The following is a 26156-nucleotide window of genomic DNA, read 5'->3' on the forward strand; positions in this document are numbered from 1 at the left end:
CCAACCATAGAGGCTCTGCCACACCCACCGACGAGACGTCCCACCTCCAGACAAATGCGCCTGCAGTCAAACCGAGCCTGTTCCCCGACGCCGCATCGGCAGGGGGATCCATGTCAACCTGACATTTACTCCGCTTCTCGCCACTGAGCGAGTGGTGACCCTCTTGGCTCCGAGAGACCTCGCGGTGAAGCGCTGAGCGGGTGTCTCCGCCCGCTCCTGAAGACGCTGGTGAACGCACCGATCAGGGTGATCGACGTCGACGGCTGCGTCGACCCTCGTGACGGCGCGACCGTCGCGCTGCCGGCTGTTCACGAGCGGTTGCAGCGACTCGCAGACACAGCGGCGAGATGTCGATCGCGGGTCTCTGTACCCGCTCGTCTCTGCCTGGCTACGGCAAGGTCGTACCTGAGCTATAGATTGAAGATCTTGTGATTCTTGAAGGCTGGTGACGATGCGAGCGGACTCACCATTGTGGCGGGTGATGGGCGACCCCGCGCAGGCTGTAGAAGCCGCAGCGCTCGCGCGCGTGTGCCAGCTCCTCCCGGACGACGGCATCGCACGAGCGTGGGCGAACGTCAGCTTCACCGACAGCGACGGCAAGCTCAACGAGGTCGACGTTCTGATCCTCACCCGGGCGGGTCTGCTCCTCGTCGAGCTGAAAGGCTGGCACGGAGACGTTTCAGGCGACCAGCACAGCTGGACGCACGCGGGCCGGCGAGAGCCGAATCCGCGCAAGCTGGCCAATCTCAAGGCGAAGCGACTCGCCAGCGTTCTGAAGGATCTCGCGCGTGCCAACGGTGCTCCAGCCAACACGGTGCCCTTCGTCGTCGAAGCCGTCGTCCTGCACGGTCAAGACTCACGGGTGAACCTCGATCGATACGGGTCAGAGGCGGTGTTCGCGCTCGACGGATACAAGGTGAAGAGCGCCGGAGAGCCCCTCCGATTGTTCTCGGAGTTGATCGCGGCGCCACCGACGCACTCCCTCATCGATCGCCCCGCAGCGAAGACCATCGATGCGCTCATGAACGCCGCCGGCCTGATGCCACGCGCCAAGCAGCGGATGATCGGTCAGTTCGCTCTCGACTCGAGCGAACCACTCGGCGAGGGTCCCGGCTGGCAGGACTTCCTGGTCACCCACCCTCGAGCCAAGACGAAGCATCGCATTCGTCTCTTCCCGTACCCCAAAGGCTCGAGCAAGGACGCTCGCGCAGAGATCGGTCATCGTGCTCAGCGAGAGTTTCGACTGACCTACGGCGTCATCCATCCGGGCATCATCGGACCGACGGAGCTGCTCGACTCCGAGGAGGGTCCGGCCCTCGTCTTCGCCCACGATCCGGGTGAGGCGAGCCTCGGGGAGTACCTCGCTGAGCATGCCAACGACCTCGACTTCGCGGATCGCGAGCGTCTCGTGCAGCAGCTCGCCGAGCTGGTGCGATTCGCCCACGGGCAGCGGCTCACCCACCGCGCCCTGTCGCCGGTCAGCGTTCGAGTCACATCGAGCGCAGACGAGACGACCCTCCGCATCCGCGACTGGGATCTCGCGCGGCGACCGGAAGCCGGAACGACGACCGCCACGCTGCTGTCCCGCGGGATCACCGACATCTTCGGGCTCGTGGAACAAGACGCAATGCTGTATCTCGCTCCCGAAACGCTGCGCGGTTCGGCGCCGGATTCGGCACAGACGTTGGACGTCTACGGGCTCGGCGCGCTCGCCTTCCTCCTTCTCACTCAGCAGCCGCCCGCCGCGAACCTGCCTGCACTCGAAGCACTCATCGCGTCTAGCGCAGTGGGCCTCGACCCGCGAGCCGTGACGCCGGAGGTCTCGGACGCCCACGCAGCGGTCATCCTCGAAGCGACCGCCTTCCGTGAAGAACTCCGCCTTCTCGATGTCGGGGAGTTCCAGACCTCGTTCGAACAAGCGAGACGAGCGATGCGATCCGAAGAACAACCGGTGCCCGCTCCAGGCGACCCGCTCGATGCCGCGATCGGTGACATCGTCGGGGAGCGGTTCGAGATCGAGCAGCGTCGCGGCTCCGGCTCAACCGGTGTGGCGCTCCAGGTGACCGATTACGACAGCGACCACGATCACGTCATCCTGAAGCTTGCGAAGGACGATGCCGCCGCCACGCGGCTCGCCATCGAAGCAGAGGTCCTCGACCGACTGGACAGCCCCCGCGTCGTGAAACGACTCGACGGGCCGCTCGCAGTCGGCACTCGCCAGGGGCTCCTGATGACGGACGCGGGGCGCGAGACGCTTGCCGACCGTATCCGCCTCGAGGGGAAGGCGACGATCGAGCAACTGGAACGATGGGCGGACGATCTCTTCGAAGCGGCTCAGCACATGGGAGAGCGCGGCGTCTTCCACCGGGACATCAAGCCGTCGAATCTCGCGGTGAAGCCCGATCCAGGGAATCGGAAGCCACGGCTCATGCTGTTCGACTTCTCCCTGGCGGAGGAGCCCCTCGAGAACGTCAAGGCAGGCTCGCGCCCCTATCTCGACCCTTACCTCGGATCGGGCGGACGGTCGCAGTACGACAGCGCTGCCGAACGCTTCGCCATCGCAACGACACTGTTCGAACTGTCGACGAGTTACCAGGTCTGGTGGCCCTCGGGCGACGCGCCGACCACTGCGATGGAAGCACCTGTCGTCGAGGCCTCGTCTTTCGATCCGAGCGTCGCCAAGGGCCTCAGCGCGTTCTTCCAGGCGGCGCTGGCACCGAAGGTGTCGGACCGGCACCCGTCGCTCGACGAGATGCGGAAGGCCTGGAGTACCGCACTCGCCGGCGCACGAAGCGACGAGCAGGACACGGAGGCGAATGACACGAAGGCAGCCTCCGCGACGCTCGATACTCCGCTATCGGATGCCGGGCTGAGCGCCCGAGCTCTCTCGGCACTCAGCAGGGTCAAAGCGAAGACCGTCGGCCAGCTGCTGGGAATCCCGCCGATGACGATCAATGGAGTCCGTGGCCTCGGTGAACAGGTGCGGCGCGAGATTCAGTCACGGATTCGCGAGTGGCGTCAGCGACTGACGACGACGGTCGTGGTGGCGGAGCCACCCGCTGTAGCAGGACGCCGCTCCGTCGAATCCCTCTTCGGTACGGTCTCGCAGAAATCAGGCGAATCCGTGGAAGACCAGTACAGGCGACTGCGCAAGAACAGCACGCTGAAGGCCCCTACTGCAGACACCGCTCGCTGGGTGCAAGAGCTCGGAGGAATAGCGACCCTCGACGAGGTCTCGACGAAGTTGCTCCGCGAGTACGGGTCGACGCTCGATGAGGGAAAGCGGAGACAGCCTGCGAACGAAGTCGTCCGCACGATCCTCGAGCTCGACACGCGCTCGAGTGCGCCGCGCTTCGTCTTCCAGACCCTTCGGCAACGATCAGGCACCGCCGTCGCGTTCGCTCCGGACGATGGCAGCGGCTTCTCGTTCGACGACGCGGAGCTTCACCTCGAGGTACTGCTCCGGCACGCACAGCTGGTCGACCGACTCCTCGTCGACGACGACGTCGTCCCGGCGACGCGCCTTCGTGAAACTCTGCTCGCCGAGGACGGACCAGCTCTTCGACTCTCGAGCTCTCGGGTCGCCCAACTCGCTGTCGGGCTGTCGGCAACGGGGCGGCTCTCGTCGGTTGGGGAGGCGTTTCGAGCTGATCTCGACCCTGCGCGGGCTGTCGAGTTGGCGCTTCGCGGTGCTGCGACACAGGACCTCGCAGTCGTCACGATCGAGCAGCGCGTCCGTGCGCGATTCCCTGCGATCCATACCATTCCGAGCCGGCCCGCTCTCGACACGGCCGTTATGACGGCGATGCCGTATCTCGAGTGGCGTGATGACGAGGGAAGGTACAGGCTGCGCGATTCCGACCTGCAGTCATCGAGTCGCACGGGCACCTCGACGGTGTGGGGGCGGCCTGCCGATGATCCGGTGATCACGAGTCGGCTGACCGGCTCCCTGCGAGACAAGGGCGCCCTTGTTCTCGTCACCTCGCGTCAACGGGGGCTCGCTCTCACGGCGACTCGCCTGGCACGCGAGCACGGCCTGCGGGTCGTCGACCTGGCCGATCTCGCCCTCGACGCTCTGAAAGCGACGGCGACAGCGAAACAGGTCAAGTGGCCTGTCGTGATTCGTGCTGATGGCCAGCCACCGGGTTCACAAGATCGACGCCACCTTTTCACTCTCGCTCGTCTGGCCATCACTCCTGCCTGGCAGAACCTTCTGGCCGAGCCCGAGCCGATGATCTTCCTGAACGCGGCCGTGCTCGCTCGCCTCGACCTCGTCGATCTGCTCGCAGAGGTGACCGACCTCGGCACGGCGCGTGCCGCAGCGCGCTGGTTCCTCCTGCCGAGGCCGCTCTCCAGCGGCACCCCTGACCTCGACGGGTCGCCCTTCCCCTTCGGCGCGGACGGATGGCTCGAGTTGTCACTCGGGGCACTCGATTCCACCGGCTCCGAACTACCCGCCTCAACGACGCACCGAAAGATCGGCACCCCGTGATCGACTCAGCCCTCCTCCTCGCCGATCTGAAGCTCCAGCTCAAGCTGCTCGAGGCGGACCTCCGCACACGCGCCGACGACGTCGAGAACTCGTGGGGAGCGCGCCTCCGCGAGGAGCACGGCCTTGCGACGCGGCGCGAGCGCACAGGCCTTTCCTGGATCGCCTGGCGCGATGGGGAAGTGGCCCAAGCCGCCGTCTCCTGGATTCTCGCAAGTGTGTTCATCCGCTTCGCCGAAGACAACGGTCTGCTCGCCGGCGCCCAGCGGAACCACCGTCTGATTGCTCTGCCGTGGTTCGCCGCGCCTGGCGAGGGTCTCGACAGGGCTGTGGAGAACGAAGCTGCGTTCTACGCAGCCTCCCCGACCATGACCAGCCGCGACTGGATGCAGGACGCCTTCCGCGCTCTCGCCGATCTGCCCGCCGGACGGACTCTCGTCGACCCGCAGCACTCGGCTGTCTGGCATGCACCGATCTCGGCGGACGCGTCCGACAGGTTGCTCGCCTTCTTCCGCCGAACCACTCCGAGTGGCGAGCTGGTGCACGACTTCGGCGACGCCGACCTGGGCACTCGCTTCCTCGGCGACCTGTACCAGGATCTGTCGGACTACGCGAAGAAGACCTACGCGCTGCTGCAGACGCCGGACTTCGTCGAGGAATTCATCCTCGATCAGACGCTGACTCCCGCGATCGCCGAGTTCGGGCTGACCGGGCTGAAGCTCATCGATCCTGCTTGTGGATCCGGGCACTTCCTGCTCGGCGCCTTCGAGCGGCTCACTACCGAGTGGGCCGCGGTCGCACCCGGTCTCGACAAGGGCGAGCGCGTGCAGCGCGCTCTCGATTCCGTGCACGGCGTGGACCTGAACCCCTTCGCGGCGGCCATCGCTCGCTTCCGCCTAACCGTGGCGGCTATCAAGGCGGCCGGCATACCAACGCTGACCGCGGCGCCGGCCTTCCACTACCACCTCGCGATTGGGGACTCGCTGCTAGGTAGCGTGAACCAGTCATCCACGCTCGACCTTGGAGATGGCGAGTACTTCGAGTACGACACGGAAGATCTTCGCGCTTACTCCGGCATCCTTTCGCCCGGCCAGTACCACGTCGTTGTCGCCAATCCTCCTTACATCACAGTCAAGGACGCGACGCTGAACCAACGCTACAGAGGCCTATACTCCACTTGTTCTGGAACGTACGCGCTCTCCGTACCGTTCATGGAACTGCTCTTCCGTCTTGCAAAAACCCCCGTTGGCGGCGGCGCCGGGTATGTCGGACAGATTACATCGAATTCGTTTATGAAGCGAGAGTTTGGCAAGAAACTTATTGAGCGGTTCTTGTCCGGCCGTTTTACAGGCATATCCCCCGACTACGTCGACTTGACTCAAGTTATTGATACCTCCGGCGCGTATATCCCTGGGCACGGTACGCCGACTGTCATCTTGATTGGTCGACCCGAAAAGCCGAAATCCGATCTCGTGCACTCCGTACTGAGCATTCGGGGTGAGCCTGGACAACCCGCGGATCCTGCCCTCGGACTCGTCTGGCAGGAGATTGTCGGAGGAATAGACGAGACCTCATTTGATGGGCAATTTGTCACCGTCGTCGACGTGCCTCGCGAAAATTTCGCCAGCTTCCCTTGGTCGCTTTCCGGCGGAGGAGCCAGTAACCTTACCGCAGCAATTGAAGCAACAACCGGGCGATTGGGGACAGAAATTGCCGTAGTTGGGAGAACCACTCACACAGGTCTCGACGAGGCCTTCTATAGGCCCATCGGTTACTCCGCGCGCCGCCATCTGGAGAACGCTGTACCAGTAGTGCTTGGCGACGGAGTTCGCGATTTTACGATTCGTCCAGAGCTGGATACGCTATTTCCTTACGACGAGAACGGCCAGCCCATCGAGCCCACGAAGCATTTCGAGCGGGACGTCTGGCGATTCCGCGCAAGTCTGAAGAACCGAGTTGACTTCGGTCAAACCCCTGAAGAACGCGGTCTGCGATGGTTCGACCACAGCATGTTCTTTCCGAAAAGATTTGCGGAACCCCTGTCAATATCATTTGCGTTTGTGGCGACGCATAACCACTTTGTGCTCGATCGTGGAGGCAAAGTTTTCAAGCAGTCGGCGCCGGTAATCAAGTTGCCGGAGGGGGCGACGGAGGACGACCACTATGACCTGCTCGGCGTCCTCAACTCCTCCACCGCCTGCTTCTGGCTTAAGCAGGTCAGTTATCCGAAGAGCGGCGATCCGGAAAGCTGGAGTAATCGATACGAATTCACTAGTACGAAATTAGAGGATTTTCCGCTTCCCGCCGTCCGGATACGTGATCTGTCCCGGGCTCTCGACGAGGTGGCGCGAGCACGCGCCGAAGTTTCGCCGCGGCACATGGTTGCCACTTCCGGGCCTTCCTTTCTGCCTGAAGCACGCGCCGAATGGCTAAGACTCGGCCGTACTCTTGTGGCGTTGCAGGAAGAGCTCGATTGGCGAACTTATGTCGCCTACGGCTTGGCCGATAGGGAGCTGGCAACCGAGTTGCCGAATTTCGTGGAAATCGGTCCGAACGAGAGACCTTTTGAGGTTCGGCTTGCTCGCGAACTGGCCGCTGGCGCCGTCCAGACATCGTGGTTCACGAGGCATGAGCGCGAGCCGTTCTCTACCCTCCGCTCCAGTCTGCCCGCCTGGTATCGCGACTTGGTGGAGCGGCGGCTGAGTGCGATCGAGACGAATCCGTTCCTCAAATTGCTAGAGCAGCCTGAGTACAAGCGCCGTTGGGCAGGTTCGAGTTGGGAGGAGCTGCTTGCAGAGGCCGCACAGGAAGCGCTCCTCGGCCATCTCGGCCGTGCGGACCTCTGGCGGGACGCTTCAGGTCGCCCGCTCGTGCGCTCCGCTGCTCAGGTGGCAGATGAGCTTCGTCGGGACGAACAGTTTCGCGAGTTGCTCGTGATCCACGCCGGATCCCAGGACTTCGACCTCAGCGTTGAGGTGGGCAAACTACTCGCTCTCGAGGCAGTCCCCGCGCTTGCGGCACTCCGCTACAAAACGACCGGTCTCGAGAAGTTCCATGAGTGGGAGCGCGTCTGGGAGCTCCAGCGTGCGGAGGATCGCGGCGAGCTCGTCAAGGTGCCGGTTCCACCGAAGTACAAACCAGTCGATTTCCTCAAGACCAGCTACTGGTCGGCCCGCGGGAAGCTCGACGTGCCCAAGGAGCGGTTCCTCTCGTTCCCCGGCAGCACGCTTCCAGACGATTCGTCGGCTCTCTTCGGCTGGGCCGGCTGGGACCACGCGGAGCGCGGGCAGGCGATCGCCCGTCTGACGAACGAGCTGTCCCGCGCGGGCGCACCGGACGAGCAGGTCATTCCTCTCGTCGGCGCCTTGATCGAGCTCGAGCCCTGGCTGAAGCAATGGCACGATGAACTCGACGCCCGTAGCGGCGTCAGCCCTGCCGTCGCGATCTCCGGACTCATCACCACGCTGCTCGACCGCCTGGGTCTCGGCAGAGACGACATCGCCGCCTGGCGACCGCCCGCGCCGACGCGCGGAAGAAGGAGCGCTTCGTGACCGACTACTCCCTGAACTCTCCCCTGCGAGACCTGATCCGGCTCCCAGAGCGGGTCGAGGCGGCCGACTTCGTCATCAAGCTCGATGAGGGTGTCGCCCGGCATGAGCAGACCATCAAGGACTACGTGGTCACCGAGGCGATCGCCGGCGCGCTCGCGGCCGGACTCGATCTCGTCACGAGCGCCCTGCGCAGTCAATCGTCGCGCGGCTCGTTCCTCGACGGGTCCTTCGGCTCCGGAAAATCCCACTACATGGCGGTGCTCCACCTCCTCCTGTCGGGCAGCATCGCGGCCAGGCAGATTTCCGGGCTCGCACCCGTCATCGCCACCCGCCAGGAGACCCTCGAGCGCAAGCTGCTCGTCCTCGACTTCAACCTGCTCGGAGCACGCTCCTTCGAGGATGCGATCTTCGGCGGCTACCTCGATACGGTGGCGACCAAGCATCCCGACGCGCCGGCACCTGTGCTGCACGCGAGCGACTCCCTCCTCGCCGACGCTCGAGGGCTTCGGACCCGCTTGGGTGACGACGCCTTCTTCGCTGGGCTCGGCGGTGGCGATGCCGCCTGGGGCGACTTCGGCGCATCGTGGGATGCGCGGAGCTTCGACGCAGCCGCCGAGCAAGCACCGGGCTCTGCCGATCGAGACCGCCTCGTCGGAGACCTGGTCTCCGCCTATTTCGCGGGGTACGCGCGGTCGGGCGAATGGTTGCCCATGAAGGACGGGCTGCGGGCCCTCTCCGCACACGCGAAGTCGCTCGGCTATCAGGGCCTCGTCTTCCTGATCGATGAGATCGTGCTCTGGCTCGGCCAGCACCTCGCCGATCAGGCGTGGGTGCAGGGCGAGATCGAGAAGGTCGTGCAGCTCGCCGAGAACGCCGCCGCGAATCTCCCTGTCCCCATTGCGTCCTTCCTCGCTCGGCAGCGCGACCTCCGCGACTTCCTGGGATCGCACATCGCGGGTGCCGAGCGGGCAGCGCAAGGGCAGCTCTTCCAGTACTGGGAGGACCGGTTCTCGAAGATCAAGCTGCAGGCCGCCGATCTACCCAGGATCGTCAAGCAGCGCCTCCTCCAGCCGATCTCGCCCGATGCCGCGACCACTCTCGGCCGCGCCCTGACCGAGGTGAAGCGCGACTACGCATCCTGGGGCTACCTGCTCAGCGACGACGCGAACTCCGACGAGCGCGCCTTCGCCGACGTCTACCCGTTCAGTCCGGCGCTCGTCGACACGATGGTCGCTCTGTCGAGTCTCATGCAGCGAGAGCGAACCGCGCTCAAACTCATGGCCGAGCTGCTCAGCGACGGGCGCGACGTGTTGCTGGTGCGCGATGTGATCCCGGTCGGCGATCTGTACGCGCCGGTGGTACTCGGTGGATCGCAGCCCCTTTCCGAGGAGATGAAGCAGCACTTCGCGATCTCGCGGCGCTTCTACGAGTCGAAGATGAAGCCCTACCTGCTGCGCAAGCATGGGCTCACGGAGAGTGCCGTCGCAGGACTGCCTCGCGGACATGCGTTCGTCACCGAGGACCGTCTCGCGAAGACCGTGCTCATCGCTTCTCTCGCACCGGAGGCCACGTCGCTCGCGAACCTCACCGCCGCAAAGCTCGCCGCGTTGAACTGGGGAACGATCGACGCCTTCATTCCCGGCACGGAGGCCGAGCAGGTGCTCTCCCTCGTCCGTGGTTGGTCGAGCGAGTTCGGCGAGATCAGCGTCGGCGACGGCCCGGACCCGATCATCACTGCGACTCTCAGCGGCGTCGACTACGACTCGATCCTCGACCGGGTGCGGACCGAGGACAACCTGCACACCCGACGCGAGATCGTCCGCAAGTTGATCGCGGCCGAGCTGCAGCTTCCGCCGGACGACACGCTCGTCGGGAAGCGTCTGACGCACGTCTGGCGGGGTCACAAGCGAGTCGTCACCGTGAAGTTCGGCAACGTCCGAGACGACACAGACGTGCTCGACAGCGATCTCCTGCACAGCGACCCCGAGTGGCGGGCGGTCATCGACTTCCCCTACGACAGCGGAACGCACTCTCCTGCCGACGACGTAGCGCGGCTGCGGAAGCTCCGCGAGGGCACGCGGGGGTCGAACACCATCGCGTGGATCCCCAACTTCCTGTCGGACGCACGCCAGGCCGATCTCGGCAAGCTCGTCCTGCTCGAGTACCTCTTGACGGGGAGCCGCTTCGACCAGAACGCCGACCATCTCGCGCAGGCCGACCGCGGACCCGCTCGTCAGACACTCGAGTCGCAGCGGCGGACCCTCCGCGACGTCCTCACGACCGCGCTACGGCAGGCGTACGGGGTGAACGCTCCGGACGAGACGAACGTCGGCAGCGATCTCGCCGGCAACGAGATCTTCTCGGCGCTCGCGCCCGGTGTGCCGATCACTCCGCCTCCGACCGGCACCCTTCTCGCTGGTCTGCGACACGCTCTCGAGACCGTCTGGCGGGACGAGTTCCCGGATCACCCGGATCTCGGGGCTGAGGAGGTCACCGATCGGCGACTTGCGGAGTCGCTCGGCCTCATCACCTCCACGGTCGAGCTGGGCGGGCGCCGCCAGGGGCTCGTCGCCGCCGAGCAGCGCCTCGCGCGGGACATCATCGCTCCCTTGGGGCTCGGTGCGCAGAACGAGAACGTGCTGGTCATCGACGCCACGAACTTCGTCTGGGGCCCGCGCTTCGCACGCTGGGAGGGCGAGCTCGCTCCTGCGATAACCGTCGGCGCTCTCCGCGGGAAGCTCGCGTCGTGGGGAATGACGCGAGGTATGGAGGACGCGGTCCTCATCACCTGGGCGCTGCTCGGCAATTGGGAGTTCGGCGGCGGCGTTCCGGCGATCGGCTCCCTGCCTGACGGAGCGAGTCCTCGGAAGGCGAATCTGCCGAGCCAGGAGGACTGGGATCTCGTGCAGCAGAGAGCCGGGTCGATCTTCGGGACAGTCCCGGAGGTGAATCTGACTCCGCGCGCGGTCGGCCGATTCGCTACTGCTCTTCGGGCCGCTGTCGTCAGCAGCCGGGCCTCGACGCTCAGCGCGGCGCTCGAGCTGCACGCGGAGGTGCTCGGCATCGATGCCGCCGCCGCAACGGGTCGCTTGGCCACAGCGCGGCGAACGGCGGAGTTGACCGAGTCGCTGTCCGCCACGATCGGAGACAAGGCGTTGATCGAGACGCTCGCGACGTTCGACCTGCCGACAGAACTCAGCTCCTTCGGCAGCGCTCACGGCTCGGCCGAGCGGCTCGCCCGTGAACTCGACGGCCTCGACTGGGACATGATCGCTGCTGCACAGGCCAAGCACGACTCCGCGTTCACCGAATCGCTCGCGCAGCTGCGGGAGGCCGCGGCGGTCGACGAGTCCGTCGCGTCACTGGAACCACGCTTGAAAGACGCTGCCGCGAAAGCTCGGAAACTCGTCATCACCGTGGACCCTCCTGTGATCCGTCCTCCCCTCCCTCCGATTGACTCGCCGTCGCAGGCCATTCACCGACGCCGAACCACTGTCACCGACCTCGATAAGGCGTTCGACACACTCCGCGCCGAGATCGAGCAGGAGGCTGGCACCGACGGCAGCGTCACGATCACCTGGCAGGTCGACTGAGCATGCCCGCACCGACCGTGACCGAGCCTGCCCTTCGTCAGCACCTCGCTGCCTGGCTCTCGAGCGAGCGCCGACGCGCGAGGACGATCCTCGTCCGTGCACAGCCGACGTGGTCGGGAGCAGAGACGCTCACCTTCGGCGACGCCACCGTGCGCGTGGTCGAGGGCGTCTCGGGGCTCGCCGCGCTCGACGCGATGCGCTCCGCGGGCGAGGACGAGTTCATCGCCGTGCTCACCTCGCTGACCGAATCCGAGCTGGGTACGGCGGTCGTGCTCGATGCGGAGAGGCAGAAGGTCACGGATCTGGACGAGTGGAACATCGTGCCGGCGCTGTTCGGCGCGCGCGAGTATCCCGCCCAGCCCGTTCGCGCGCTCGGGTCCTGGGTGCCGCGACTCCTCGTCTCCCTCCGCCGAGAACGCGGGTTCACGCCGGCTCCGGGTGGACTGCTCTCTGCTCAGCACGTCGTCCAGTCGATGCTCGTGGCGATGCTCGGCGTCGACCGCATCGACGCTCTCGCTGCATCGACCGCGCTCGCGACTCTCGATGACCCCGGAGTGAAGTCCCGTCTTGCGGACCTGGATCAGGAGTCACGCGCTGGTCTGATCAGGGCGACCGCCATCCATGTCGAGCAGCACCTGGCAATGGCGCTGCGCGCCGCGTCCGCCCCTGGTGGTGTCTCCTCCGTCGCGGTGGGACTCGTCGTCGGTGAGCTGTGGGCATCCGGACCCGTTGCACCGGACACCGCAGTCGCCGCCGCTCGCGTGAGGATCGAGAAGTACGTGGGGACGGCGCCGAGCGCATCGGCTGCGCAGCGCTACGGCGCCTCCGCGAAGCTCATCGCCCAGCGATGGCTCGCCGACGACAACGAGCACGCTCATTCCGTCCTCGACCAGGCTGAGGCGCTCTGCGGAGACCTCGGCTGGGCCGAGGGCGCGGCGGCGTCCAGTTTCCTCCCCGCCGGCCTTCGCGCCCGCGTCTCGGTCTTCGCGGAAGCGGTTGAAGCCGCGGCAGCCGTCCCGAGCGCCCGTGCATCTCTCACTGTCGACGACGCGCTCTCGCGGATCGAATCGCACGGCGCGCGCTCCTCCTTCGAGCGGTCCCGTCCCACCGCCCTCATGGCGGCGCGCCTCGTCCGGTGGCTGAGTGGCTCTCGCGCCTCCTCCGTGGGCCTGAGCTCCGCGATTCTCGCCTACGCGGCGAACGGCTCCTGGGCGGAGCGGGCCCTCGGAGACCTCTGGGACGGTGACACCGATCGAAGTCTCGCCGGCGCGTACCGCGCGCTCGCCTACGCGGTGCAGACCCAGCGTCGTATCGAGGACGCCACCGCTGCACGGGCACTCACCGGCGATCTGTCGACAGATGACTCCGTGCTCCCCGTGGAGAGCCTGCTCTCACGCCTCGTCGTACCGCTCAGTACGCACGGCCCGGTCCTCCTCATCGTTCTGGACGGCATGAGCGTGCCCTCAGCGGTGGAGCTGGCGACCGACCTTCCCTCTCGGGGCTGGACGGAGGTCGTCCGGAAGACGTCTCTGCGACGCGGTACCGCCCTCGCAGCTCTGCCGACCGTGACGGAGTACTCCCGCACCTCGCTCTTCTCCGGAGCGTTGCGCAAGGGAACTCAGCAGCTCGAGAAGGCGCAGTTCGCCACAGCGGTCGATGGAGTGGTGTTCCACAAAGACGATCTGCGTTCAGAGCCCGGACACGCGCTACCGCCGGCCGTCAGCGACGCGATCGCCGACTCCGGCCGAAGGATCGTCGGCCTCGTGCTGAACACGATCGATGATGCATTGGCGAGCGCCGACGTCGATTCACTCCGCTGGAGTCTGCGCTCGATAGCGCACCTCGAAGCGGTTCTCGACGCCGCGCTCGAAGCCCGACGGACCGTCATCCTCACGTCCGACCACGGGCACGTCGTCGAGCGCGGCAGTGAGCTCCGGAGCGTCCCGCAGTCGCCGGCGCGGTGGCGCGAGGTCAGCACGGGGCCCGCACGGGCCGACGAGGTCCTCGTCAGCGGCCCACGCGTCCTCGCCCCTGGCGGCAGCGCTGTGCTCGCCGTTTCCGACGGCCTCCGCTACGCCTCGAAGAAGGCGGGCTACCACGGAGGCGCAGCCCTCGCCGAGCTGACCATTCCGATCCTCGTCGCCAAGCCCCGGGGCGCTGGTGATCCGGCTGGATGGGCTGAGGCTCCGCCCCAGGAGCCGTTGTGGTGGAACGAAACCCTCAGGGCGCCGACGGCGCCGCCCCCTGCATCGCCCAAGCGCAAGGCGACGAAAACGAAGGAGCCTGCGGCGACCGTCGGCTCGACGCTGTTCGAGATCGAGCCGACCGCGGAGGAGGCGGCCACATCCCGTCGGAGCACCGCCGAGCAGCTTGTCGCGAGCGACATCTATCGAGCACGCCGCAAGATGGCCGGTCGTCACCCGATCGAGGACAGCGTCGCGAGCGCGATCGTCGCCGCGCTCCAGGCAGGCGGCGGCCGCGCCCATCGCGACACCCTGGCCGTCCGGGCGGCCGTTCCCGGTGCGAAGATGCCCGGTCTCCTTGCGGCCTTCCGCCGGGTCCTCAACCGGGACGGATACCTGGTCATCGACACGGATTCAGACGGGGTCACTGTGGTTCTCGACCTCGCGCTTCTCAACGAGCAGTTCGAGTTGGGTACTGGATCGTGACGGCCGTCAGCCCGCGTCGGCGCCGCGAGATCATCGATGCCCTGCGCCGCGGCACGGTCCCTCAGCGCGGACTGGATGTGATGGCCGTCGGTCTCGACCGTTTCGAGGCCTCGGTGATCGACGAGCTGGACAGCGTCTCGGACGGCGGTGCGGTCTTCAAGGCCGTTCGCGGCGAATACGGAGCGGGTAAGACCTTCTTCGCGCGGTGGCTGACCGAGACCGCGAAGCAACGAGGATTCGCGACGGCCGAGGTGCAGATCTCGGAGACGGAGACACCGTTGCACCGTCTTGAGACGATCTACCGCAGAGTGACCGAGAACCTCTCGACCGAGGCGACCCCGCCGAGCGCCTTCCGCGAGGTCGTGGACGGGTGGCTTCGGGTCCTCGAGGAGGATGCGATCGCCGCGGGTGCCGCCTCCGCCGATCGCAGCGAGGTCACGCGACTCACCGAGTCGTTGCTGGAACGTCGCCTCGCTGCGGTGTCCAGCACAGCTCCCGCTTTCGCTGCCGCCCTTCGTGGGTACCATGTCGCGACCGTCGCGGGAGACATCGAGACTGCCGACGGACTCGCGGCATGGCTCGCTGGGCAGCCTCATGTCGCCGCGTCCGTCCGACGCGTCGCGGGTGTGCGCGGTGACCTCGACCATTTCGGTGCGTTCGGATTCCTTCAAGGTCTGCTCGCCGTTCTCCGCGACTCCGACTACCGCGGCCTCGTACTGGTTCTGGATGAGGTCGAGACCCTGCAGCGGGTGCGCAGCGATGTGCGCGAGAAGTCCCTCAACGCACTTCGACAGCTCCTCGATGAGATCGACGCGGGGCGCTTCCCCGGCCTCTACGTGCTCATCACCGGCACACCGGCCTTCTTCGATGGGACTCAGGGGGTGCAACGCCTCCCTCCACTCGCCGCTCGGATCGGAGTCGACTTCAGCGGGGACCCCCGATGGGACAACCCCCGAGCGCCGCAGGTGCGGCTCCTCGGCTTCCAACGCGGAAGTCTCCAGGAGCTGGGCACGCGGGTCCGTGGTATCTACACCTCGGGCAGTGCCGAGGCTGGTCGGATCACGGCGCTCATCACCGATGACTACCTCGAGGCGCTTGCGGAGACTGTCGCCGGTCGGCTCGGGGGCAAGGTCGGGATCGCCCCACGGCTCTATCTCCGGAAGCTCGTCGACATTCTCGACAAGGTCGAGCAGTTCCCCGATTACGTGCCGACGGAGGCTTCGTCCGTCACCGTGTCCACCGCCGAGCTGAACGAGGACGAGCGCGCAGCGATCGGCGGCCTCGACGCGATCCAGCTCGATGTCTGACGGCGCCGAACTGGCGGGCGCGCTCGAGTACCACGTCGCGAACACGCTCGGCTGGGACGACCTGCGGCCGCTTCAGCGTGCGGCGATCGAGCCCGTGCGCTCCGGCGCCGACTGCCTTCTCATCGCCCCGACCGCCGGAGGGAAGACAGAGGCGGCGATGTTCCCCCTTCTGTCCCGGATGGTGGACGAAGGATGGAGAGGATTCAGCGTCGTCTACGTCGCTCCTCTCAAGGCTCTATTGAACAACCTCCTCCCTCGGCTCGAGCAGTACACCGCGTGGCTCGGTCGGCGAGTAGCGCTCTGGCACGGAGACATCGGAGACGGCCCCCGTCGGGCGATCCTCAGCGAACCACCGGACATCCTTCTCACGACCCCGGAGTCGCTCGAAGCGCTGCTCGTCTCGCGACGAGTGGACCACCGGCTGCTGTTCCGCGGACTCCGAGTCGTCGTCGCGGATGAGATCCACTCCTTCGCGGCCGGTGACCGCGGATGGCACCTGCTCGCGGTCCTGGAGCGGATCCAGCGCCTCGCGGAGCACCGCATCCAGCGCATCGGACTGTCTGCGACGCTGGGGAATCCGAGCGACGTCCTCGCCTGGTTCCAGGGATCGAATCTCAGTGCGGGCATCGAGAGCCGGGTGGTGACTTCCGGCGATCCACCGATGCCTCCGGATGTCACGCTCGATTACGTCGGCTCGGCTGAGAACGCGGCTGTTGTCATCGCCTCTCTTCACCCCGGTGAGAAGCGGCTCGCCTTCTGCGAATCCAGGAAACAGGCGGAGGAGCTCGCCTACGAACTGCGAGATCGCGGCGTCACCACCTTCATCTCGCATTCCTCCCTCTCCCTGGACGAACGCCGGCGTAGCGAGCAGGCGTTCGCCGAGAGCCGCGACTGCGTCATCGTCTCGACGTCGACCCTCGAGCTCGGTATCGATATCGGCGACCTCGACCGCATGATTCAGCTCGATTCACCGCGATCGGTCGGGTCGTTCCTGCAGCGACTCGGTCGGACCGGACGGCGGGCCGGCGCGGCGAGGAACGCGCTGTTCCTCGCCACCGAGCACGAGACCTTCCTGCGTGCAGCGGGGCTGCTCCACCTGTGGGGGACGGGCTTCGTGGAGCCGATCACTCCGCCGCCCTCCCCTCGGCACCTCGCGGCGCAGCAGTTCCTGGCACTCGCTCTCCAGGAAGGCCGATTCGCTCGGGACTCCTGGCATGAGTGGTGGGCGGGAAGCCTGGTGATGGCCGACGGCGAGGAGGTGCTCGACTACCTCGTCGAGGAAGGCTTCCTCGCCAGTGACGGTGGCTGGGTCTTCATCGGACCGACAGCCGAGAAGAAGTTCGGAGGTAAGAACTTCCTCGAGCTCCTGAGCACCTTCGTGGCAGATCTCGAACTGACGGTCGTCCATGGGCGGAAGGAGATCGGTGGAGTGGCGCCAATCTCTCTGAGTGCCACGATCATCCGCGGTGAGAAGCCGTTGCTGCTGGCCGGGAACGCGTGGAGGGTGGTCTCCGTCGACTGGAGTCGGCACCGCATCGACGTCGAGCCGGAGATCAGCCGCGGCAATGTGCGATGGTCGTCGGGCGCGCTGCCCGAGTCGTTCGACATGGTCCGCGCCCGCAGAGAGGTCCTCCTCGGCGCCGAGCCACCCGTCCAGCTGTCGGAACGCGCCCAGAGGGCGCTGTCCATGGGTCGAGAGAGCTGGTCGAGCCGTGTGGACGCTGCGGGACTTGTCCTGACTCGCGACTCCTCCCACGTCGAGCTCTGGAGCCTGGCCGGCCTCAAGGCGCACGAGACGCTTGCTGCGGCATTGCCACCAGCGTTCGAGGCGCGATCGACGAACGAGTCGATGCGTTTCGCTTCTGCGTTCGACGTCTCGGTTCTCCGCGAGGCCGTCCTGGATAGCGCACTGCCTTACATCTCGCCGGACGCCGTCTCCGGATTGAAGTTCTCGGCGGCGCTGCCACCGGACTTCGCGCGGGCGACTCTGGCCGAGCGGTTCGTCGACCGCGTCCATGCAGCGACGGTAGCTCGTGAACCCATCGTGTCGAGGGCTGCGACCGAGGATTAGGTCTTCACCAGGTCGCTCGTTCTGGCGAAAGAGGAGGCCATATCTAGGGCCGTGGTCCCGACCTCACCAAGGGCGAACCACTCAGGGTGCGTCAGAACTCGAACACCGTGTCCGGATCATCCCATGCGGCCCGGAGCTCCGCGAGGTTCCCTAGGTCGGCGAGAGGGGAGGTACGGGCCACCTCGACGATGCCACCCACAACGACGCGGAGCACCTCCACGTCCCCTGACTGCAGGGCGACGTCGAGGCCTGCGAAAAGCCTCTGGTGCGTCTCACGTCGCTCCGCGAAGATCTGGTCGAAGTATGTCTTCAGTACCCGCTCCGAGGCCTCGATGCGCGCCACTTCAGTCTCGCGATAGGTTCGAAGCTTCTCGCGCTTCGTGCTCTCCGTCTCGTGGATATGAACGGCTTCACGGCTGGCGTCGATAAGTTGGGTCAGCGCACCGAGTGCGTCAGCGGCAGTGAACTTGCCGGCAGCGGCGGAGACTGCTCTGCTCGTCCTCGACGGCACGGGAGTCGTCTTCTTCGCCTCATCGGTCATTGCGAATCACCTCGTCCTCCTCGCGATACTTGAGCACCAGTTCACTTGTCCTTTCATCAAGATCGACGTCTTCGTCGATAATCGGCGCCGTAGCGACGTCCCGAACAGCCTTCACAAGCACGACCGCCTTCTGGAATCGCTCCGCATGACGCTCGACCTCGAACGGTTCGGATTCGAGCAGATCGATCGCGGCCGCAGACTCTGAAATGAGCCTAGCCAGAATCGAGTCGACCTCGCCCACTCTCTCCTGGACCGCGAGTAGAAGCCCATTGCGGGTGTCCAGCTGAGCGATTCCGATCTCGATCTGGGTCTGATACGCAGCCGCGGCACTTTTCTCTCTGGTTCCACGGTTCTTGACCGTCAAGCCCGCGATCAGCGCCGTCGGTCCAATCACTGCGACGTTGAGCATCGTCGCACCTAGCGCCATCCCGCCGCCCCCGGCCGCTAGCGAACCTCCTCCCAGCCAGGCCAGCGTCGCGCTTGTCGCAGCCGCTCCACCCAGTCCGGAGATCGCCGTTCCCGTGCCTGCCGCCGCGAAAGAAGCAACGCCGGTGCGCATCACGATCGGAGCAGCAACCCCGGCGATGGTCGAACCGACGACTCCCCGCACCCATCCCGCGACGTCCGCGTCGAGCTTGGCGAGCCCCAAAACCTGCTGATCTGCTCCGTCTATCCCATCGAGAATCAGATGCTCGCTCGCGCGTACCTGCTTGTTGTGCCGAACAAGAAAAGCCTTCATCCGGAGAATGACCTCCCGGTGCGCGCGTTCCTGGGTACTTCCCAGAGCCCGAAGGCACTGATTCGTCTCCTCTACTGCTGCGACGTGAATTTCGTGTCGTGCCTCGTAAGCGGCTTGGTGCGCTTTTCTGTCGGCTCTCGCTTTCTTGATCTGAGCTCCACCCCAGATGCCCGCCGCGCCGCCCCCCGCGCCGGAGACGGTAGTTGCAACGACGATCGCGAGTGGGATCAGAGGTAGAACCACAGTGATGTCTCCAAGCGTTGGACCGCTGCTTCGCAGCGATCGGTCACCCGTGGCGAATGCGGTTCAAGCCTAGGTCCTAGCGCACCAGGTCGAGCTCCGGAACTCAACGAACCGGGCTACCCGTACTTCGTGACCAGCTCGAGCGGGAACGACCACCGGACCGGCATGTCGACGGCGAGTTACCCGCGGCTCCCCGACGACGGCTTGAACCCGTGCGACGCGCTCGTCTGGCGCACTAGCTGACGATTCGCGTCCCTCGGGCTTCTGACTCCAGGGAGGCGCGACGCACGTGCAGGTCCATAGCCCTTCGGACCGCCCCGTCCTCGTCGGGAGATCGCCCGTACCCTGAGTGCACCGCCCACCCCAAGAACAGGACCAACCGCTCATGGACGTGCAAGAGACCCGACTCCAGCAGGTCCTCGAGGGTGCCAAGCAGTACCGCGTGCCGCTGTACCAGCGCCCGTACTCCTGGACCGCGAAGCAGCTCGATCGGCTCTGGTCGGACGTCGTCGACCTCGCCGAGCAGCGCGTCGACACTCCGGGCGCCACTCACTTCACCGGCTCCCTCGTCCTCTCGCTGGGCGAGATCGGGCCGGCAGGGTCGCAGTTCCTCGTGGTCGATGGGCAGCAGCGCCTCACCACGCTCAGCCTGTTCATCTGCGCCCTGCGCGACCACTACGCGGAGACCGAGCCGAAGTATCCCGAGAAGGTGCAGCGGCTCGAAGAGACGTACCTGTTCGACCGGTTCAAGCGCGGCGATGATCGGTTGAAGGTCCTGCCCACGCAAGCCGACAGGCAGGCGTTCCGGGCGATCGTCGACGGGAATATCGATCAGTCCGTGGCGTCCGGCGTGCTCGACGCCTACCGGTTCTTCCGCACGAAGCTGCACGGCGCCGATGATCCCGACGACGCCTACGACATGGATCGCATCGAATCGGTAGTTCTGAACGGTCTGGTCTTCGTCTCCATCACGGCGCACGCTCACGACAACGTGTACCGGATCTTCGAGTCGCTCAACAACACGGGTCTCAAGCTGACCCAGGGCGATCTGCTGCGCAACTACATCTTCATGCGGCTCGGGTCGCGCAGCGAGGAGATCTACGACAGCTGGTGGCTGCCTCTGCAGAAGGCTCTCTCGCCGGCAGATCTCGAAGCGCTCTTCTGGATCGACCTGATCTGGTCCACACCCGATGCGAAGCAGGGAGACATCTACTCGCTGCAGGTCGATCGGATGCGATCGCTCACTGAGGATCAGATCGTCGCCGAAGTCCGCCGGTACAGCGGACTCGCCCAGTTGCTGGCGGTGATCCGGAACCCCGAGAACGAGCCGGACCCGGACGTCCGTGCCGCGCTGCAGCGCAATGTGCAGTGGGGGCTCTCGGCGACCGACGCGCTCGTCCTCCACCTGCTCCGGCTGCGCGACGCGGGCTCGGTCAGCTCCTCCGAGGTCGCCGAGTCGTTGCGACTGCTCGAGTCGTTCATGGTGCGCCGAGTCATCATCGGCGCGAGCAGTGCGGCTCTGTCACGGATCCTCTATCGCGCACCTCTCGAGGTCGGGGAGTCGGACGTCGCGGCGACCCTCCACCGCTATTTCTCCGTCGGGCGGAAGTTCTTCGCGACCGACGCGCAGATCCGCGAAGCCGTCCTCTCGAAGCCCTTCTACTACCAGGGCCGACCAGCACAACGGAAGATGATCCTCGCCTGGCTCGAGGACGTGACTCCCATCGAGTGGCGGAACAGAGACGTCTCCGCGAAAGAGCACACGGATCCCAGCGCGGCCACCATCGAGCACGTCATGCCGCAGACGCTCAGTCAGACCTGGCGCGAAGCGCTTGCCGACGACCTCGAAACTTTCGACACCGTCGACGAGATGCACGAGTCCTATGTGCACACGCTCGCGAACCTGACTCTGACCTCGTACAACTCCGAGCTCAGCAATCGCCCGTTCTCCGAGAAGCGGCAGCTCCTCGATGCGTCGAGCTTCCGTCTCAATCGCGAGATCGCCGGCCAGACAGCCTGGACTCGCCGTCAGATCGTCGAGCGCGGCTCCGTCATCGCGGACAGGATCATCTCGACCTGGGCCGCCCCTCTCGCTGACACGGATTCAGGGGGGTCCCGAATTTCCTGGAAGCTCGTCCTCGACCTCGTCGCTGCGATTCCTCCGGGGCGGTGGGCCAGCTATGGCGACATCGCGACTGTCGCCGGGACCCACCCCGTCCCTCTCGGGCAGTTCCTCATTCATGCTCCGGCGCCGAACGCGTATCGCGTCCTCAAGCAGTCGGGTCAGATCTCGCCGGGGTTCGTCTGGGGCGCCGACAGCCCGCACGCTGACGTCGCCCCTGAGGAGCTGCTGGCGTCGGAAGGCGTGGCCTTCGATTCCGCCGGCCGTGCAGATCTCCGACACAAGCTGACGGTTCCGGAGCTCGCCGAGCTCGTAGGGCTCTCGATCCACTCCGACATCGACTTCGTCCCGGACGAGGGGAACAGCGAGCGAGCAGAGTTCCTCGCTGGTCTCGCCGATCGGCAGGCCCCGTCGACCGTCCACGGTGTCGTCGAGCTCCTCGACGAGTGGGAACGTCTCGGAGGCATCCTGGACTTCGGTGCCGCGGAAGAGAAGTCGTGCTTCCTCGTCGCACGCGGCTCCGCTCCGGCATCGAAGAGCATCTGGCCGCTGACGCTCTACCCGAGCGGCAGCGTCGAGGTCGTCTTCCAGCACATGCGGAGCCGCCCGCCGTTCGACTCGCTCCCTCTGCGACAAGCGCTGCTCAGTCGCCTCAATACCGTGAGCGGCGTCGACCTGCCCGCCGACCGGTTGGAGAAGCGACCTTCCTTCGACCTCGAAGTCCTCGCCCATCGGTCTGCTCGACGGCAACTCGTCGAGGTGCTCGAGTGGTTTGTGGGCGAGCTGACGGCGCACGACAACTCGCTTGTCAGCAGGAGCGGATGATCTGGGAGCAGATCATCGCGCGGGCTCGAAGAGCGGATCCGTTCTGGTGTCTCAGAACTCGTTTCCAGTGATCCCACTGGCCGCATACACGAGTTCGCGCCGCCGCTTCCTTACCGCCCCGCGGTGCTGACCTCAGGCTCCGACGCGAAAAGAGAAGCGATCGTGAGCGCCTCGGGCCGCCCGGCTTGACCTCGCACCCACGGCCCAGCGGCAGCCGGCCGGCTCCGGCCCCGAAACTCGCCAGCGGACACGAGGCCTCGGGCACGGAGGACGAGAATCACCACATTCCACCGCTCACTCAGCGAGCGACTTCCACAGTGAGGCGTTGGTCTCCGTCATCGCCCAGCCGTCGCCGGGCCAGAAGATCGGCCAGCGGGTGTCGCCGCCCATGCGGTTCTTCATCCACACCGTTGCCCGGCCGAACGCGCGCTGCATGGTCAGCGGCTCGACGCCGGTCACCTTCGCCACGTCCTCGAGGGCGACCGCCGACGGCGACGCTGCGGCGAGGATGTCGAGGACCTGGCAGAAGAGCTTGATGGACTTCGCTTCGCCGGACCGGAGGACCTCGAACTCCTCGAGGGTCCACTCTCGCGAGTCTTCGATCGTCTCGTCATCGTTGTCCGAGACTCTTGCAGCTTCCAGGTTGCTCACGCTCGCAGCGCTGGAATTCTGCGCTGCGATGAAACGCATCACAGGAATGACGAGGTCTTCGGGCACGGGCACGTTCACGTAGGCGGTCATTGTTCTTTCCTTTTCTCTAAGATGAAGTCGAACAAGAAGACAGTAACGCCTCTTGCATGACTCTTGCAAGAGTCGCCTCTGCTGAGCCAGCGGGCAAGCGCGCGATGCCCGTGCGCACGAGGCGAGTAAGAAGACCGCCGCCGCCGCCCGGCGTCTCGAATGGGAGGCTCGGGCCACTGCCGTAGCCGAGAGGTCCGGATCCTCCCGCCTGCGCACATCGTCAAGCTGCCGAACAGGGCGCACCGATTACCTCTGCGCAGAGGCTCACGATCTCCTACAGGAGTCCCCTCCGCCCCGTTCGGTACCGTCTTCCCCATGCCCGACCCCACTCCCGACACCCCCGAGGTCGCCGCCGAGCACCTCCGCGCCGAGCTGCAGCTGCGGCGCTTCGGTCGGCTCCGCCTCACCATCGACATGGCGCTGGGGAGCGGCTTTCTCGCGCCTTACGACCTCGTCGTCGTCCGCCTCGACACCGGGGCCGAGATCATCCGCGTGAAGGCCGACCTCACCGATCCCCACTACCTGCTCGGTCAGGTCGAGCTCGACCTCGAGACGAAGACGGTCGCCGAGTTCCTCGAGGAGTGGCGCCCCGCCTGACCGGGTCGGCACAGGTGCGATCCCGGGGAGAGCACGCCGCTGAGGCGACCGGAGCAGGACGGCGGAGATCCGCACCCCCTCGCCTCACAGCTCCGCAGGAACCCTGTCGCGCTCCTCGTCGGCGGCCACCACCGGCACCCACGCTCCGCGCGCCGGCCGCCCCGCCCACCACACGTACACCCCGGCGGCGACCACAGCGCCTCCGGCCGCGACCGCCCACCACGGGAACCCGGCGACGTCGGGCGACTCCCCCGCCGCGTCCACGTCCGACTGAGGGGTCGGGATCACCCGTTCGCCGGTGACAAGGATGCGGTGGGTGTTGATCCCGAGCGGGGTGCAGGTGACGAGGGTCAGGAGGTCCTGGCCGGGCTGCACGAGGAGGCTCTGCGTGTCCTCCGGCTCGACGACCAGCGTCTCGCGCACGCGGTACGTGACCACCTCGCCGTAGACCTCGATGGTGAAGGTGTCGCCGACGTCGACGCGGTCGAGGTGGGTGAAGAGCTCGGCCGAGGCGAGGCCGCGGTGGCCGGTGAGCACCGAGTGGGTGGAGGGGCCGCCGACCGGCAGGGCGGTGCCCTCGAGATGGCCGACGCCGCGCTCGAGGACGGCGTCGCTCGTGCCGTGGAAGATCGGCAGGTCCACGTCGATGGCGGGGATCCGGATCCGGGCCATCAGTCCCTCGGCGTCGCCGCGCAGGAGGGAGGAGTAGCGCTCGCGGTCGGCGACCTGCTCGTCGTCGGCGAGGGGGAGGCGCTCGTTCGCGGCGACGGCCGCGCCGCCACCGCTCAGGCTCTGGTTGTAGGCGCGGGCCTCGACGAGGTTCTGCCGGAGGGTCTCGGCGCCGAGGTCGGTGATGTCCTGCGTGAGGGAGTCGATCTCGCGCGCCTGCTCGACGGCGCTGAGCCAGCTGGCGGCGACGGGGTACAGCAGCAGCGCCACTCCCGAGAGGCTGATGAGCGCGATGACCAGCGGGGCGATCGGCAGCCGCCACCGCGGCCGGCGGTGGAGCCGCCTCCGCGGAGGAAAAGGGCTGGAGACAGAGGAATGCGGGGCACCCGACGGGTGCCCCGCATTCGACTTCGTCATGGTGTGACGTTACTCCGCGGTCTGAGCAGCCAGCGCGGTGCGGCGGCGCGAGGCGATCAGGCCCGAACCGATCGCGAGGGCGAGGAGCGCGCCTCCACCGAGGGTGAACCACTGCGCGCCGCCACCGGTGAGGGGCAGGGCGAACGCCGGCACCTGGGTGTGGAGGAACTCGACGTAGTTCTGGATCGGCGCGGTGGCCGAGCTCGGTCCGGCGACGACCTGCGTCAGCACCTGGGCCGGGGTGGGCAGACGGAATCCGGCGGGCGGGGTCAGCTCGCGGACGTAGTAGTTGCCCGGCGTGATGATCGGGATCTCGACGATGCCGTTCGCTCCGGTGGTCCAGTTCTGGTTGCCGTTGATGAACACCGGGTTCTGGCCGAGGTTGGCGTCGTTCTCGGTGAGGAACACCTGGTAGACCGCACCCGCGAGCGGCACGCGGTTGGCGCCGTTGTTCTGGTAGGCGTACACGGTCAGCTGACCGATCGGGGTGCTGCCGGTGACCGTCTCCGTGGCCCCGTTCACGACGCTGGTCGCCGAGTTGGTGATGATGCCGTTGGCCGGGATGGCGGTGGCGCGGGTGAGCACCGTGAGGGTGACGACGCCGCCCTGAAGACCCTGGAGCTTGGTGAGGCCGGACTGCAAGAAGTTCAGCGTCACGTTCCGGGTCGCGGCGTCGTAGCCGAGCGTGTAGTCCGTGTTCGCGATGAACGCCGGTGCGGGCGCGGTGCCCGCGGCGCTGGTCACCGTGATGCCGGTGGGCGCGACGCCGGCCGGGCCGGTCGGCAGGTAGGTCAGCTCGGCGGGGAGCGTGTCGGTGAGGGTGAACGTGTCGAGCGTGTCACCGGCGGCGAGCACCGGGACGTCCGAGGCGATGGCCCAGCGGATGAGGTCGGGGTTGCGCGCCTCGACCGAGTTCGCCGCCGCGGGGACGCGCGTCTTGGTGAGCTCCGTGACCGCGTTCTTGGGGTAGACGTGGACGTCGTAGATCCACTGGTTCGCCGGCGCACCGGTCGGGCCCGTCGGGAACGGCAGGGTCACGAGGAACGGCGTCGCGCCGTTGGTCGCTCCGGCGGGGAGCTGGGTCTCGGTCACGAGGTAGAGGCCGAGCGGCATGCTCGCGCCGTTGTTGAACACGGCCTCGCCGTCCGTGCCGCTGGTGGCGGTGAAGGTGTCGGCGGCGGTGACACGGGTCGCGGCGGTGCCCGGGGTCAGGTTCGCGACCTGGTTCCAGCCGTCGGGCGTGGTGAGGTCGACGCCCTGGACGCGCGCGGCGGTGAACACGGCGCCGGGCAGCGCATCGCCGGGGACCGTGATCTCCTGGCCGGTGCCGATCGCCTGGCCGTTGTTGGAGCCCAGCGCGAGCTTGTGCACGGTGAGGGTGCGGCTGATGGTCGGGTCGATGTTGCCGGGCAGCGTGACCGCTGACGCCGGCGCGACGGCGGTGAAGACCGCCGCAGCGCTCAGCGCGAGGACGCCGGCTGCGGCGGCGAGCCGCCTGGTGAGTGAGCGGGACATGTGATCTCTCCTACTGAGGTCGTGAGTGCTGATGTCGTGGAGTCGAAGGTGTGCGGGAAGGGGTCTG

13 protein-coding genes are annotated in these 26156 nt (G+C 66.5%); 8 read left to right on the forward strand and 5 right to left on the reverse strand.

Annotated elements, in window-relative coordinates:
* The first annotated feature begins 481 nt into the window (after positions 1 to 481).
* Genes C5C99_RS00380 through C5C99_RS00405 form a run of 6 tightly spaced genes read left to right on the forward strand, consistent with a single transcriptional unit; the run spans position 482 to position 17680 of the window.
* Entirely contained in the window at positions 482 to 4492 is a 4011-nt protein-coding gene (locus C5C99_RS00380; protein ID WP_258063582.1) for an NERD domain-containing protein, read from the forward strand.
* A complete protein-coding gene (pglX, locus tag C5C99_RS00385; RefSeq protein ID WP_219813589.1) occupies positions 4489 to 8040 on the forward strand; it encodes a BREX-2 system adenine-specific DNA-methyltransferase PglX in 3552 nt (1183 codons plus the stop codon). The genes C5C99_RS00380 and pglX overlap by 4 nt, the downstream gene beginning before the upstream one ends.
* Positions 8037 to 11633: a hypothetical protein gene (locus C5C99_RS00390; RefSeq protein ID WP_104339419.1), complete on the forward strand. Its 3597-nt coding sequence runs from the start codon at positions 8037 to 8039 to the stop codon at positions 11631 to 11633. Before pglX ends, C5C99_RS00390 begins: the two co-directional genes overlap by 4 nt.
* Before the next feature lie 2 nt (positions 11634 to 11635).
* Complete coding sequence (gene pglZ, locus C5C99_RS00395; RefSeq protein ID WP_104339420.1) at positions 11636 to 14302, forward strand: BREX-2 system phosphatase PglZ; 2667 nt, start codon at positions 11636 to 11638, stop codon at positions 14300 to 14302.
* Positions 14299 to 15609 (forward strand): BREX system ATP-binding protein BrxD, encoded by a 1311-nt coding sequence (brxD, locus tag C5C99_RS00400; protein WP_219813590.1) that lies wholly within the window; start codon positions 14299 to 14301, stop codon positions 15607 to 15609. Before pglZ ends, brxD begins: the two co-directional genes overlap by 4 nt.
* Positions 15602 to 17680 (forward strand): DEAD/DEAH box helicase, encoded by a 2079-nt coding sequence (locus C5C99_RS00405; RefSeq protein ID WP_104339421.1) that lies wholly within the window; start codon positions 15602 to 15604, stop codon positions 17678 to 17680. The genes brxD and C5C99_RS00405 overlap by 8 nt, the downstream gene beginning before the upstream one ends.
* A 91-nt stretch (positions 17681 to 17771) precedes the next feature.
* On the opposite strand, the gene C5C99_RS00410 is transcribed toward C5C99_RS00405, so the two are convergent.
* Together C5C99_RS00410 and C5C99_RS00415 are read right to left on the reverse strand one after the other, a co-directional pair.
* Positions 17772 to 18221, reverse strand: coding sequence for a hypothetical protein (locus C5C99_RS00410; protein WP_219813591.1), 450 nt, complete (start codon positions 18219 to 18221; stop codon positions 17772 to 17774).
* Positions 18211 to 19203 (reverse strand): hypothetical protein, encoded by a 993-nt coding sequence (locus tag C5C99_RS00415; protein WP_181074514.1) that lies wholly within the window; start codon positions 19201 to 19203, stop codon positions 18211 to 18213. Before C5C99_RS00415 ends, C5C99_RS00410 begins: the two co-directional genes overlap by 11 nt.
* A gap of 385 nt (positions 19204 to 19588) precedes the next feature.
* Here C5C99_RS00415 and C5C99_RS00420 point away from each other — a divergent pair, with 385 nt between their 5' ends.
* Complete coding sequence (locus C5C99_RS00420) at positions 19589 to 22150, forward strand: DUF262 domain-containing protein (RefSeq protein WP_104339423.1); 2562 nt, start codon at positions 19589 to 19591, stop codon at positions 22148 to 22150.
* A gap of 294 nt (positions 22151 to 22444) precedes the next feature.
* Here the strand turns inward: C5C99_RS00420 and C5C99_RS00425 are convergent, their stop codons facing one another.
* The gene (locus C5C99_RS00425; protein WP_104339424.1) at positions 22445 to 22891 is read right to left on the reverse strand and encodes a hypothetical protein; all 447 of its coding nucleotides are present in this window, start codon (positions 22889 to 22891) and stop codon (positions 22445 to 22447) included.
* A 315-nt stretch (positions 22892 to 23206) separates the two neighbouring features.
* Here C5C99_RS00425 and C5C99_RS00430 point away from each other — a divergent pair, with 315 nt between their 5' ends.
* A complete protein-coding gene (locus C5C99_RS00430) occupies positions 23207 to 23488 on the forward strand; it encodes a hypothetical protein (protein WP_104319433.1) in 282 nt (93 codons plus the stop codon).
* 84 nt (positions 23489 to 23572) lie between these two features.
* Here the strand turns inward: C5C99_RS00430 and C5C99_RS00435 are convergent, their stop codons facing one another.
* Positions 23573 to 24574, reverse strand: coding sequence for a class C sortase (locus tag C5C99_RS00435; protein WP_219813592.1), 1002 nt, complete (start codon positions 24572 to 24574; stop codon positions 23573 to 23575).
* 9 nt (positions 24575 to 24583) lie between these two features.
* Entirely contained in the window at positions 24584 to 26089 is a 1506-nt protein-coding gene (locus tag C5C99_RS00440) for a SpaH/EbpB family LPXTG-anchored major pilin (RefSeq protein WP_104317742.1), read from the reverse strand.
* Positions 26090 to 26156 lie beyond the last annotated feature (67 nt).

This window comes from Rathayibacter sp. AY1C4, from assembly GCF_002932195.1.
Taxonomy (GTDB): Bacteria; Actinomycetota; Actinomycetes; order Actinomycetales; family Microbacteriaceae; genus Rathayibacter.